Source organism: Natronomonas sp. CBA1123 (genome assembly GCF_009741925.1).
GTDB lineage: Archaea > Halobacteriota > Halobacteria > Halobacteriales > Haloarculaceae > Natronomonas.
Map to the genome: position 1 here is coordinate 21,459 of NZ_WPCC01000014.1, position 12,976 is coordinate 34,434.

The following is a 12,976-nucleotide window of genomic DNA, read 5'->3' on the forward strand; positions in this document are numbered from 1 at the left end:
GAACCGTATGAGCAATCGGACGGTTCTCATCACCGGCTGTTCGTCCGGCATCGGCCGGGCGACGGCGTACGCCTTCCTCGACGAGGAGTGGCAGGTGTACGCGACCGCACGGAACCCCGCCGACATCCAGAAGTTGGGCGAGGCGGGCTGTGACATCGGCACCATCGACGTGACCGACCCCGAGGATTGTGAGCGCGTCGTCGACCGCATCATCGAGGAAGAGGGTCGCATCGACTCGCTGGTCAACAACGCGGGCTACGGCCAACACGGCCCGATAGAGGACATCGACGACGACCTCTTCGCAAAGCAGTTCGAAGTGAACGTCTTCGGTCCCCACCGCCTCGTCCGCGAAGTGCTGCCGCACATGCGCGAGCGTGAGGAGGGTACCATCGTCAACGTCTCCTCGGTCGCCGGCCGACTGGCGACCCCGGGAATGGGCCCGTATTCGGCGTCGAAACACGCCATGGAGGGGTACAGCGACTCCCTCCGACTCGAAGTCGAGCCGTTCGGCATCGACGTGAGCGTCGTCCAGCCCGGTCCCGTGAAGACGAGTTTCCGCGAGCGCGTCGACAACGAACTCGGACGGCTCGACCGCACCGACGCCTACGCCGACCTCTACGAGTTCCAGGAGGACGCCTCGCTGTTCGGCGCCGACAGTCCAATCGCGGTCCACCCCGCCGAAGTTGCCGAGGCCATCGTCGAGGCGTCGGTGACCCCGGACCCCGAACCACGCTACGTCGTCGGCCGCGTCGCCCAACTGCTGATTTACGCCAGCTACCTACCCGACCGCGTCAGCGACCGCGTCTTCGAGGCGATTCGAAAGTACACGTCGTGACGTTCGCCGACCCGCCGACCGACTCGCCGGCCCACGAACTCGCTGTCGACTGCCTGACGGCCGGTATCGAGGCGTCGCTTCCGACCCGAGCCGTCGAGCGACACTGCCGGCTCGAGGGCGAGACGCTCACAATCCGAGACACCGAGTACGACCTCTCGGCGTACGACGAGGTTCTCGTTCTCGGCGGCGGGAAGGGAAGCGACCACCTCGCGGCCGCACTGGAGGGGCTGTTGGGCGAGAAACTTACCGGCGGCGTCGTCGTCACGGACGAGCGGACCGCCGACCCCGACCGCGTGACTGTTCTGAACGGCGAACACCCCTCACCAGGGGAAGGAAGCGTCGCTGGCGCCTCGGCCGTACTGGAGCGTGCGGCCGCCGCCACCGACCGTACGCTCGTGCTCGCCGCGATAGCCGGCGGCGGAAGCGCGCTGCTGTGTGCGCCCGCCGAGGGACTCACCGTCGAGAACCTGCGGACAGTCACGGACGGATTACTCGACGCCGGCGCATCTATCGACGAAATAAACACGGTCCGGCGCGCCTGCTCCCGAATCAAAGGCGGGGGTCTCGCGGCTGCTGCCGCTCCAGCTACCGTCGTCGGCGTGCTGGTCAGCGACGTGGTCGGCGATGACCCAGCCGTCATCGCCAGCGGCCCGACAGTACCGACCGAGACCGACCCCGAGGTTGCCCTCGCGGTGCTGGAGCGATACGGCGTCGGGAGCGACGTTCGCTCGTGGCTTGCGGACGCAGCGCCGACGAAAGCGACCGATACCGCTGTGGATAACCACATCGTCGTCTCGGGCCGGGATGCCATCGACGCCGCCCGCGACGTTGTCCGTGAAGCCGGCTACGAACCGTGCGTTCTCTCGACGCGAATCGAAGGGGAGGCCAGCGAAGCGGGGCGGTTCCACGCCGCCGTCGCCGCCGAAGTCGCCGACTTGGGGGACCCCATCGAACCGCCGGCCGTCCTGTTGTCGGGCGGCGAGACGACGGTCACCGTCACCGGCGACGGCGACGGCGGCCCGAACTGTGAGTTCGCACTCGCTGGGGCCGTCGACCTCCCGCCAGATGCCGTGCTTGCGGCAATCGACACCGACGGCGGCGACGGCAGCACCGACGCCGCAGGCGCGGTGGTCGACGCCTCGACTGTCACCGACCCGACGACCGCATCCGATGTGCTCGCGAACAACGACAGTTACGGCTACCTCGACGACCGCGGGGCGCTACTCAGATGCGGCGCGACCGGGACGAACGTAAACGACCTTCGAGTTGTGGTAATTCCGGGTAGCCGACATAGTTTTGCCAGTGGCCGGAGTTAGGCTACGCGTGGAACCCCGCTACGTCGCCGTCATCGGAATGCACGTCGTCGTCGCCCTCGCGTTCGTCGCCCTCGCGGTGCGGAACGTCCTCCACGGTGACATCGTCAACGCAACGCTACAGGGCGTCATCGGGGCGTTGGTGCTGGTCCTCGGCGTCGGTATCACTCGAATCGCGTAGCGACGCTGCTTTGTCCGTCCGCTCCGAGTCCCGACCATGGACCGAGGGACGCTACTGAGAATCGGCGGTCTCGTGGTCGGCTTCTTCCTGCTCGGACAGGCAGCGCGTGCCGTCGCCGACGGAGAACTCGTCCTCGCCGCCCTCGGGGCCGTCATCGGCATCGCCGTCCTCTTGACGGCGTTTCAACTCGACTAATCGAGACAGGAACCGACGACGCCCAACATCGCCTCGCCCTGCACCGCCTCGGCGAACAGCGGCACTCGTTTCACGTCCCGCCCACGGAACAGTTCCTGTGCCCGCTGGAGTGCCGACCGCTGGACCTCCCAGCGCCGCCGACAGAACTCACAGTGTTCGGTGTCCGGTGCGACGAACCACTCCTCGTCGAAGCCCGCGACGTCGGTCAGGTCCTCGCTCACGCGGTTGACGACGACGGTGCCGACGGGAATCCCGAACCCCTCCAGGCGGTCGATGAGCCGTTCGCTCTCGACGACGCTCATCTCCTCGGGCACCATCACGACCCGGAAGTCGGTCCGTGAGGGGTCCCGAAGCGCGGTCCGGAGGCGCTCGATTTTCGACGACAACTCCCGTAAATCGTCGACGCCCTCTTCCATATCCTCGTCGCTCCCGCCGCCGAACAGTCCACCGAGGCTGCCCGCCATCCCCGACAGTTTCTCCCGGAAGGCGAGCAGCCGTCCGACCATCGAATCCATCACGTCCGGGAGTTCGAGCAGCCGCAGGGTGTGTCCCGTCGGCGCCGTGTCCACGACGACCCGGTCGAATCGCGGGTCGTCGAGATATTCAAGGAGTAGTTGCATCGCCGCCGCCTCGTCGGCGCCCGGCATCGCACCGCCGGCCAGCGGATGGTCGCCGCCGCCGAGCATCCCTTCGAGACCACCGAGACCGCCCATCGCGCCGTCCGTGCCGCCGGCACCGCCGGCGTCGAACTCAGCGTCGGCCTGACCTTCTTTGTCGGTGACGAACGGCCCTTCAGAGGCCGCTTCGGGGTCGATTTCGACCGCGTACAGCGGTATGTCGTCTTTGATTCGCGTCGGCTCCGAGCCGATGTCGACGTTCAGCGTGTCCGAAAGCGAGTGGGCCGGGTCCGTCGAGACCACCAGCGTCGCCGTCCCGTCGCGGGCGCTGGCCAGCCCCGTCGCCGCCGCACAGGTGGTCTTGCCGACGCCGCCTTTCCCGCCGTAGAGGACGTATCCGGGGCGTCGACGCCGACCGGTAACTCGGATTCGTCGACCGACTCGACCGGCTCGACGCTGAGTTCGCTCATACCGCCGGTCGGCACTCGTCGCTTGTGTACCCGTCGATACTAGGGACGTGTGTTGTTGTGTGAACCGAGCGTGGGAACGAGAACAACACGACCACGAAAGCCCTCGGCGCGGTGGCGGTCGCTGCTCGGGATACCCTCACTTCGTTCGGGTAGTGCCCGAGCAGCGGCGCTCCTTCGGCGCCACCGCGCCTCGCCCTTTCAGTCCACCAAGGATGTCGCTGTTCGACCCGCTGTAACCCTGCCCTTCCCCGGGTCGCGAGGGCCGCCTCCGGCGGCCACTCGCTCCCGGCCGAACTTCGTTGTCCGGCGTACAAAAACGCGCGAGGGTGAGGGAGGCGGTTGGGGAAGCCAGGGGTTGCGGTACTGTGCTGTCCTTGGCGGACGAGTCGGGACGACTTCGAGGGTGTCGGAGATACTGCTCTCACCGCAGTAATCAAAGACTCAACGAAGACATCCGGTGTCAGCGATTGTTATTTGCCCCTCCAACTCCCACGTCGAGACGTGCAGGAGTACGAGCGGAAACAGCTCCTCGAACGCATCGGTCGCGAGAGCGCGACGCTCGGCGTCGACATCCCCGACCGCATCGACGTGCAGGGCGATGAAGTCGAACTGCAGTCGTTCGTCTTCGAAATCAAGCGGCTCGATTCGGTGCCGCCCGGCGAGCGCGACCGCGTCGAGCAGGCAAAGCGAAATCTCCGGCGGGAGCGCCTCGAACGGAAGGAGCGAATCGAGGAGGGCGAAATCAGTTTCGAGGCGGGCGAGGAGTTGGCCGACGCCATCATCGGTATCGACCGGGCACTGGAGGCCCTAGAGAACCTCAATGCGGGAAGCGTCGAAGCCGAGGCGAAGCGACAGGAAGCCGCCGACACGAAACGGTGGATGGACTTCCTGAAGCAGGCGATGGGCCATGACGACGACGGACCGGCGGTGCGATAACCACAGCCATGAGCAGGAACGCCGAAATCGCGGCGCTGCTAGAGGAGTTCGCCGACCACCTCGACGCCCGCGACGTCGACTACAAGCCGAACAGCTACCGCCGAGCAGCCGACAGCGTCCGAGGCCACACCGTCGCCGTCGAGGCGCTTCGCGAGGAGGGCGGCGAGGAAGCCATCAAGGAAATCGAGGACGTGGGCGACGCCATCGCCTCGAAAATCGTCGAGTACCTCGACACCGGCGAAATCGAGGAGTTGGAGGAGCTCCGCGAAGGCCTGCCCGTCGAGATGGACGCACTCACCGCCGTCGAGGGCGTCGGCCCCAAGACCGTCAAGGCGCTGTACGACGCCCTCGGCGTGGAAACCTTAGAGGACCTCGAAGCCGCCGCCGAGGCCGGCGAGATACAGGATGTAAAGGGGTTCGGCGCCAAGACCGAGGAGAACATCCTCGAGGCGATTCCGTTCGCCCGCGAATCCAGAGCGCGAAGTCTTCTCGGAGAGGCCCGTCCCGTCGCCGACCGGGTGTTGGCGTTCTTCGAGAGCCTCGATGCCGTCGAGCGCGTCGACGTGGCGGGGTCGCTGCGCCGCTGGCGGCCCACCATCGGCGACATCGACGTTCTCGTCGGGTCGGGCGACGCCGACGCGGTCATCGAGGCGTTCGAATCCTGGGAGGAAGCCGGCACGGTCATCGAGGCCGGCACGAGCAAGGCATCGGTCCGAAAGAACGACATGCGAGTCGATTTGCGCGTCGTCGTCGACGAGGAGTTCGGCGCCGCCCTCCAGTATTTCACCGGCAGCAAGGACCACAACGTCGCCGTCCGGAACCGCGCCATCGACATGGGATTGAAAGTCAACGAGTACGGCGTCTTCGACGTGAGCGAGGTCGACGACCCCGATGCCGGACAACGCGTCGGCGAACGCGTCGCCGGCGAAACCGAAGAGGGCGTCTACGACGCACTCGACATGGCGTGGATGGCTCCCGAGTTACGGGAGAATCGGGGAGAGGTCGATGCCGCCGCGGCCGGCGAGCTGCCCGACCTGCTCACGACCGACGATGTTCGCGGCGACCTCCACCTCCATACGGAGCACTCCGACGGCGAGACGACCATCGAGGCGATGGCCGACGCCGCCGCCGACTTCGGTCACGACTACATCTCCGTCGCCGACCACGCCACCGGGCCGGGGATGGTCGGCGGCGTCGGTCTGACCGACGAGGAACTGCGGGACCAAATCGGAGAAATCCGCGCCGTCGACGACACAGTCGACATCGACGTCTTCGCCGGCGTCGAGGCCAACATCGGCGCCGACGGCAGTGTCTCGGTCGGCGAGGACGTACTCGCCGAGTTGGACTGCGTCGTCGCCTCTCCCCACAGCGGCCTCGACGGCGACGGTACCGACCGTATCGTCACCGCCATCGAACACCCCGAAGTCGACATCGTCGGCCACCCCACGGGTCGGTTGTTGAACCAGCGGCCGGGACTCGACCTCGACATCGAGCGGGTCGCCGACGCCGCCGCCGACAGCGGGACCGCCCTCGAAATCAACGCCGACCCACACCGCCTCGACCTCCGTTCGAGCAACGTCAAAGTCGCAATCGAAGCCGGCGCGACCATCGCCATCGACACTGACGCCCACCGCCCCGGCGCCTACGACTCGATTCGCTACGGCGTCCACACGGCCCGGCGCGGGTGGGCCGAAGCCGACGACGTGCTCAACACCCGAGACGCCGACGGCGTCCGGGAGTTCCTAGGGCTGTGAGCGGACAGGAGTCGTCGTTTCACCCCGAGTCGGACCGGCTGTTGCTCGACGTGATGCTCGGGAAACTCGCCGTCTACCTGCGACTGTGCGGCTACGACGCGGCCTACGCCGGCGACCGCGGCGTCGAGGCCGACGACCGCATCCTCGATATCGTGACCGAGGAAAACAGGACGCTTCTCACCCGCGACGTGTCGTTGGCCGGGCAGGCTGAGTCCTCGATACTCCTCACGAAACGGAACATCGAGGACCAGCTGGCCGAGTTACGCGAGGCGGGCGTCGAGTTGGCCGTCGCCGAAACCCCGACCCGGTGTGGTCGGTGTAACGGTTCGCTCCTCGCGGTCGACGCCACCGAGGAGACACCGGAGTACGCACCCGACCCCGACGACACCGACTGCTGGCGCTGTCGGGAGTGTGGGCAACTGTTCTGGAAGGGAAGCCACTGGAAACGGATGAAGGAGACGTTGAATTAGCGGTTCGTGTTCCGCGTCCACTGCTCGCAGGCGTCCATATCGTCCATCTGCTCGCTGTGGAGGCCGCAGTACGGCACCATGCCGTCGTCGGTACGGACGTACCGGAAGTGCTTGCAGTTGCCGCAGTAGGTGTCGCCGACGGGCGCCGAGGGTTCGTCGTCGAGGAACTCGGCGTCATCGGTCGTCGATTGCGGCGTGCTGACGGAGTCGGTCGTCGTCGACCCGCCATCGGTTACGCCGGCGCTCGAATTACCGAAGCCGTCGTTTCGGGACCGCGTCGACGCGTTCGAGGCGTTCGACCGCGTGCTCGTGTTCGCGTGGGTTACCGTCGCGCCATCGTCGTGGGTCGTACTGCCGGTGGACTCCTCGGCGTGGTTCGTCTGGGTTTCGACGTTGCCGTCGGGCGTGCCGCCGAGCAGGCCGATGCCGCCGAGCGTCCCTTTCAAGCGGTCGTTGGACACCTCGACGACCTTCGTCTCGCCCTCTTTCGTGATTTCGAGTTTGACGGTGCCGCCGGGGTCGTTGCGCGCCTTGAAGTTCGCGACGGCGGTGAACAGACACCACGAGGTGACGAGCGTCCCGAAGAAGTACACCGTGGCGACGACGAGCGTCATCGACGTGTCCCCGGAGCCGCCGACCCAATCGACGGGGTAGGCGCCGTTGAACAGGACGACGCCGGCGGCGCTGACGGCCGCTCCGGCGAAGGCCGCGACGCGAACCTTCCGCGAGGACCGCGGCAGGACGGTCATGGTTCCGAGCAGCACCGCCGGCAGCCCGAGGCCGCCGAGGACGCCGGCGATTCGACGGGCCTCGAACATATCGAAGCCGAAACGGCTGCCGACGCCGGTGGCTGCGATGACGATACCAGCAACGAGTAGGACCGCGCCGACCCCGAACAGCGCGACACCGGCGTACAGCCGCCGGAGGCCGGCCCCGTTGCCTCCCTTGTAGACCTCCGTGAGGCTAGCCATGGGAACGTCTAGAGTCTCCTGACACAAAACACTACGTCAGACGCACGCACGACACGTGTCGATTCGCTGGGTAGAACGGCTCTCGCCTCGGTTCCTACTCGTCGACCGCTCGAATGCGCCGTTCCGCCGCTTCGAGTGCCACCTCGCGGTCGAAGTTCTCGATGATAGCGTCGAGTTCGTCCGCGCTCGCAGCTGCGAGGTCACGAGCGTGGGCGGTGATGTTCGGCACGGCGCGGATGAGATTGTCGATGATGGGAACCGTCGCCGACTTGGCCGACCGCGACATCGGGTTGAGGTCGACGACGAGTTCGGTCTTGCCCATCTCCGCGAGGGCCTCCGCACGGTCGCCGTCCTCCAGCGGGACGAGGACCACGTCGGCGCTGCCGATACCGTCGGCGTCGACCTTCGCCCGCTCGTGGTCCAGCCCGGGAATCCGGCCGTCGGCCGTCAATCCGAGAACCTCCTCGGCGCCGTGTTCGCGGAGGTGGTCGGCGATTCGCCCCATCCGCTCTTCGGTTCGGTTGAACAGGTTCACTTCCAGAGCCGCACCCGTTGATTCGGCGAGTTCGACCATCTCGCTAGGAGCCAGCGCTGCGACGTTGCCGTTGATAGAGAGGACGGCGTGGTCAGCGCGCAGGAGGTACGCCGCCGCGACGCGTTCGGCGTCGTCGGCGCTGGGAATCGTCTCCTCGCCGAGGAGGTAGTCGAAGGCCTCGCCGCGACCCTGTGCGATGAGTCCCTGTCTGGACGTGATGCCGAGGTCGACCCCCTCCTCGATACGGTGTCGCGTCAAAAGCGACTCGTATCGGGGGTGTGACTCCGGAATCTCCGGACCGGTCATGCGAATGGGTGGGCGACGGGCCGATAAAAGGCTCCCGTTCGGCGCTCAGACCGGCGCGCCCTCGAACACCCAGAGGGCGACGGACGGCGAAAACGCGAGGAGACCACCGAGGACGACCGTCGTTGCGACCGTCCGCCAGTCGAAGGTCCCCTCGCCGTCGTAGCGCCACAGTTGAAGCCCGACGAAGGCGCTCGCGACGACGACTCCGCCGACGATTAACAGCGACGGCATGAGAGACGGCGAGGAACCCCTCGACACCGCGAAGTCGGCGCCGAAACCGAGGGCGCCGACGACGGCAGCCGCGAGGACGTAGGCGACGCCCGCGACGACGTGTCGGATGGCTGCCGTCGTCGACAGGGGTTCGTCGGCGGCCGGAAGCGTCGTCGGTGACGCGAAGGTGCCGAGACCCAGATATAACAACGGCAGCGTTCCGACGGCAACGACGACGGCGTAGGGGAACACCGACGAGACGGCGAGAATGAACACCGCAGTCGCGATTGCGTACGTTCTGAACGTCGCCTCGCCCAACACCAGCGGTGGCACGAACAGGAGTGCCGCCACGACGAGGGCGAACAGCGAAACAGGAACCGAGACGGGGCGAAACCGTTCGGCGGACGCGTGGAGGGACATCGATTTTCGTTTCGGACCCGGTTACAAATGTCTTCTGTCGTCAGCCGCCGGTGGTGTCTCGGACCGTCGCGCGCAACTGCTCACAGAAGCGGTCCGCGAACGACTCGGCGGCCGCAGCGTCGAACCCCGAGCGGATGTACCGGAACCCGAGGTGGAGTCTGTTCCCGACGGTCGCGACGCCGATACTGACCGGCGTCGGCGGCCAACACGGCGGCGTGAACCACAACTGTTCGAACGTCCCCTCGGGCAGCGCCGGCAGGTCGGGAATCCGACCGAGGTTCGACAGCACCGCCGTATCCAGCAGGCGTTCGCCGGGGCCATCGAGCAGTCGGGGAAGTCGCTTTCGGACCGAAAGCGGCAGCGTCGCCGAGGCGAGGTGCCACCATTCGAGATACCCCAGCGGTCGGTCGCTCCGTTTGGTGTGACGCGTCTGTTCGGTCACTCGCGAGAGGGTCCTCGCCACGTCCCGACGATGCGAGGCGTCGGTGGTGACGCTATCGAAGAGGGTGTACAGCCCGACACCGTCGTAGAATCGCTCTTGGGGGCGGACGTTCACCGGCATCATGAGACCGATTTTGTCCGGCCCGTCGGGGGCGGAAGCGTTCCATCGGTCGATAGTGAGATGCAGGGCCGCAAGGAGCAGGTCGTTGACCGTGGATTCCTCCGGTCCCCCGCCGATGAGGCGACGCGTCAGGTCGGCATCGAGGTGTCTGTGGGCGAATCGCCATTCGACGGAACTCGAATCCCCCGCGGAGAGCCTCGCAGGTGGGTCGAAGAGATAGCTGAGTCGCCGGGCGGCGGCACCCATCGACCGAAGGCGGCGCCTCGGGTCGGTGGGCCGAATCGTCCGAATCATCTCTCGGGGCGACTTCTCGACGGGGTGCGGGGTCGGGTCGTCACCGCGATACGCGACGAGCAGCGCGTACAGCACTCGGAGTGCGCCGACGCCGTCCATCGAGACGTGGCTGGCACAGACACAGAGCCGGTCGCCGCCGTCGGTGCCACCGCCGCGAACCACCAGCAACCGGATGGGAAGCTCCCGTTCGAGGTCGAATCGCCGGCCGTAGAATCGCCGTCGGAGCCCACCGAGGTCGGCGTCGTCCGAGTCAACGGTTTCGAGGGGAACGTCGGCGGGCCCGTCGGGAATCACCCAGGCGTAGTCCGTCGGACCGCTGTCGTCCCGACGGCGGCGACCCTTCACTACCGGGTAGGCTTCGCAGGCCCGTCTGGCGGCCGTCGCGAGCCGTTCGGCGTCGAGTCGCGCCGTCGTCGTGGCTTCGGCCTGTATGTTCAACGGCGTGTAGGCTCGCTCGATGTGGAAGACGGCTTCCTGTAATCGAGTGAACGGAACCCGTCTCACGAGTCGCCCTCTCGCATGTGCGTACCGACGGGCGGTAGCGTCAAAAACATCGGCCCGTCCACCGACCGCAACGGCTGTCGGGAGGCTGGAGGTACCCGTCGTGTTCCCGTTACCGAACGTGTGCGCCCGGCAGACACACCTCACATCGCTCGGCGTCGTAGCCTGCATCCGAGAGCCCGCTGTCGAGTGCGAACACCGTCTCCCCGAGCATCGCCATCGAGGCGTCGCCGCCGGCCTCCGAAACGTCGCGAATCGCCTCTTCGAGGCGGGGCGTCAGGAGGTCCGCCTCGCGTGCGAAGCGCCGCGAGGCGGCCATCATCGTCTCCAGCGTCGGTTCGGCGACGAGTTGCGACAGCGCCTGCTTGCCCGCCGCGGACAGCTCCTCGGTGTCGCCACCGAGGACGTCCTCGGTCGACAGTTCACCGAAGGTGACGTACTCGATTTGCCGGCGGTCGGGGATGCCGTCCATCGCGCCGTGGGCCGGCGCGCCCGGTTCCAGTCGAACCGGGAACCCCCCGCGAGCCTGTCCGACCACGTCGCCGAGTCCCGTCCCAGCCTGTACCTCCGCGCCGTGAGCGATGGTGACGAGTTCGTTCTCCGACAGTTGGCGGTCGAACACACGGTTGGCGACGAGTGCGGTACCGAGGGCGAGCGCGCCGGAGACCCCGAATCCCGAACCGAGCGGGAGGTCGGTTTCGGCGACGACGCGGGCGTTGGCCCGGAGGGCCCCCAACACCCGGTCGACGGCCTCGATTTCGAGTTCCTCACCGTTGAGTTCGAGCCCATCACCGGCTTCGAGTCGCACGGTCACGCCGTCGGCGAGGGCGACGCCCGCTCCTCGGGAGCCGGCTTTCGTCGGGTCGTCGTCCGGGTGGGCACTGAAAAAGGCGGTCACGTGGCCCGGAACGAACGCCGCGTCTGTCATGAGATGGCTTCCGTGACGCGCCGTTTTAAGACTTGCTCGACGGATTTCGGCACGCGCCGCCGTCGGAACCCGCCGGCCGGAAGAACAACCGTTTTGGTGTGGCTGCCAGAACACCCAACACAGTGACTAGCCGTGCCTGAGGAGCCACCAGACCAAGCCGTCGACGAGGCGATTCTCGTTCCGGTCGGCGAGTCCGTCACGCTGCGGAACACCGTCGCCTACGCGGTCCGCGAAGCGCTCGCGGCCTCGGGCGAGATACACTTCGTCGCACCGCTGGCATCCAGCGCCATCGGGGACGTGAGCGCCGACGGAAAAGCCGAACTCGAGGAACTGCTCGAACGGGCGACCGTCTGGGCGGAGGAAGACGCCGGCGACGAGGCGGCCGACCTCCGTATCGAGACGGCCGTCGTCGGCGCCGACGAGTACCTCTTCGGCCCCGACGATTACGCTCGCGTTCTCACCGACTACGCCCGAAGCCACGGCGTCGAGCGCGTCGTCGTCGACCCGGAGTACAGCCCCGGCGGCAACGTTCCCCTGTTACGCCCCCTGCAGGTCGCCCTCGTCGAGGCGGGGCTGACGGTCGAGGAGGCGCCGGTCGACCGGCCGACCCGTCGTGGCCAACTCCTCCGACGCGGTGGCCTGCTGCAGTTCGCCACGCTGTTCGGCGTCTCGTTTCTGTTCTATCAACTCCTCAGCGGATTCACACTCTCGGGGTTCGACCTCGTTACCGGCGTCGTTTCGGCGACGGTCGTCGCCGCCCTGTTGCACCGCATCGCGTTCAGCGACCGGATGCGCCTCGGCGTCATCGCCAAACGGCTCGTTCGACTCGCCATCTTCGTCCCGTATCTCGTCTACGAAATCGTCGTCTCGAACCTCCTCGTGGCGTACGTCGTCCTGCATCCGAAGATGCCCATCGAACCGCGGACGGTCGAGGTTCGCTCGGCCGTCTGGGGCGGGATGCCGGTGACGACGCTGGCAAACAGCATCACGCTCACGCCGGGAACGCTCACCGTCCGAGTTCGCGGACAGGACTTCATGGTCCACTCGCTCATCCCGGCCGCCCGAGAGGGACTGTTCGACGGGTCGCTCGAACGGGCCGTCCGGTTCGTCTTTTACGGCCGGGATGCCGCCGGCATTTCGACGCCGCGGGAGCGCGACGACTGCCGAATACTCGATACGGTCACCGAGAACGGAGGTGAGGAGGACTGATGGTCAACGACATCTTGCTGGGCGCCGCCGCGGTGTTCGTCGTCCTCGTCATCGTAGTGCTGTATCGAGCCGTTCGGGGACCGACGATGCAGGACCGCGTGTTGGCGGTGAACGTCATCGGAACGAACACCGTCGTCATCCTCGCGCTGTTGTCGGCCGCCTTGGACGTACCGTACTTCCTCGACATCGCACTGGTGTACGCGCTGTTGAACTTCCTGATGGCCGTCGCCATCTCGAAGTTCACCGTCGAGCGTGGAGGGGTGATGTGA

The 12,976-nt window shown here is 66.9% G+C and carries 14 protein-coding genes and 1 pseudogene; 9 read left to right on the top strand and 6 right to left on the bottom strand.

Going from position 1 to position 12,976, the window contains the following annotated elements:
• Nucleotides 1-7: 7 nt before the first annotated feature.
• From GJ631_RS08495 to GJ631_RS08510, 4 genes are read left to right on the top strand one after another with little or no spacing between them, the layout of a single operon-like run.
• On the top strand, nt 8-835 hold the full coding sequence (locus tag GJ631_RS08495) for an SDR family oxidoreductase (RefSeq protein WP_156708741.1): 828 nt from the start codon (nt 8-10) through the stop codon (nt 833-835).
• Complete coding sequence (locus GJ631_RS08500; RefSeq protein ID WP_370518602.1) at nt 832-2,151, top strand: glycerate kinase; 1,320 nt, start codon at nt 832-834, stop codon at nt 2,149-2,151. Before GJ631_RS08495 ends, GJ631_RS08500 begins: the two co-directional genes overlap by 4 nt.
• A 7-nt stretch (nt 2,152-2,158) precedes the next feature.
• Entirely contained in the window at nt 2,159-2,329 is a 171-nt protein-coding gene (locus tag GJ631_RS08505) for a hypothetical protein (RefSeq protein ID WP_156708742.1), read from the top strand.
• Between the two features lie 36 nt (nt 2,330-2,365).
• A complete protein-coding gene (locus tag GJ631_RS08510) occupies nt 2,366-2,524 on the top strand; it encodes a hypothetical protein (protein WP_156708743.1) in 159 nt (52 codons plus the stop codon).
• Here the strand turns inward: GJ631_RS08510 and GJ631_RS08515 are convergent.
• Nucleotides 2,521-3,614: pseudogene (locus tag GJ631_RS08515) on the bottom strand (ArsA family ATPase); the annotation flags it as partial. The gene GJ631_RS08510 and the pseudogene GJ631_RS08515 sit on opposite strands and share 4 nt — an antisense overlap.
• 498 nt (nt 3,615-4,112) lie before the next feature.
• Between GJ631_RS08515 and GJ631_RS08520 the strand changes: the two are divergent.
• From GJ631_RS08520 to GJ631_RS08530, 3 genes are read left to right on the top strand one after another with little or no spacing between them, the layout of a single operon-like run.
• Nucleotides 4,113-4,547 carry a DUF5788 family protein gene (locus tag GJ631_RS08520; RefSeq protein ID WP_370518603.1) on the top strand — a complete coding sequence of 145 codons (435 nt, stop codon included), beginning with the start codon at nt 4,113-4,115 and terminating at the stop codon, nt 4,545-4,547.
• 8 nt (nt 4,548-4,555) lie between these two features.
• Nucleotides 4,556-6,301 carry a DNA polymerase/3'-5' exonuclease PolX gene (polX, locus tag GJ631_RS08525; protein WP_156708745.1) on the top strand — a complete coding sequence of 582 codons (1,746 nt, stop codon included), beginning with the start codon at nt 4,556-4,558 and terminating at the stop codon, nt 6,299-6,301.
• Nucleotides 6,298-6,771, top strand: coding sequence for a Mut7-C RNAse domain-containing protein (locus tag GJ631_RS08530; protein ID WP_370518604.1), 474 nt, complete (start codon nt 6,298-6,300; stop codon nt 6,769-6,771). The genes polX and GJ631_RS08530 overlap by 4 nt, the downstream gene beginning before the upstream one ends.
• Here GJ631_RS08530 and GJ631_RS08535 read toward each other — a convergent pair.
• The 5 genes from GJ631_RS08535 to GJ631_RS08555 form a co-directional block, all read right to left on the bottom strand.
• Nucleotides 6,768-7,742, bottom strand: coding sequence for a ribonuclease BN (locus tag GJ631_RS08535; RefSeq protein WP_156708746.1), 975 nt, complete (start codon nt 7,740-7,742; stop codon nt 6,768-6,770). The two genes, GJ631_RS08530 and GJ631_RS08535, sit on opposite strands and share 4 nt — an antisense overlap.
• Before the next feature lie 94 nt (nt 7,743-7,836).
• On the bottom strand, nt 7,837-8,583 hold the full coding sequence (locus tag GJ631_RS08540) for a 4-phosphopantoate--beta-alanine ligase (RefSeq protein ID WP_156708747.1): 747 nt from the start codon (nt 8,581-8,583) through the stop codon (nt 7,837-7,839).
• 45 nt (nt 8,584-8,628) lie between these two features.
• Nucleotides 8,629-9,213, bottom strand: a complete 585-nt coding sequence (locus tag GJ631_RS08545; RefSeq protein ID WP_156708748.1) for a hypothetical protein — start codon at nt 9,211-9,213, stop codon at nt 8,629-8,631.
• Between the two features lie 40 nt (nt 9,214-9,253).
• On the bottom strand, nt 9,254-10,573 hold the full coding sequence (locus GJ631_RS08550; protein ID WP_156708749.1) for a hypothetical protein: 1,320 nt from the start codon (nt 10,571-10,573) through the stop codon (nt 9,254-9,256).
• Nucleotides 10,574-10,682: 109 nt separating this feature from the next.
• Complete coding sequence (locus tag GJ631_RS08555) at nt 10,683-11,498, bottom strand: pantoate kinase (RefSeq protein ID WP_156708750.1); 816 nt, start codon at nt 11,496-11,498, stop codon at nt 10,683-10,685.
• Nucleotides 11,499-11,630: 132 nt separating this feature from the next.
• On the opposite strand from GJ631_RS08555, the gene GJ631_RS08560 reads away from it, so the two are divergent.
• A complete protein-coding gene (locus GJ631_RS08560; protein WP_370518605.1) occupies nt 11,631-12,707 on the top strand; it encodes a monovalent cation/H+ antiporter subunit E in 1,077 nt (358 codons plus the stop codon).
• Entirely contained in the window at nt 12,707-12,976 is a 270-nt protein-coding gene (locus GJ631_RS08565; RefSeq protein WP_156708751.1) for a cation:proton antiporter, read from the top strand. The genes GJ631_RS08560 and GJ631_RS08565 overlap by 1 nt, the downstream gene beginning before the upstream one ends.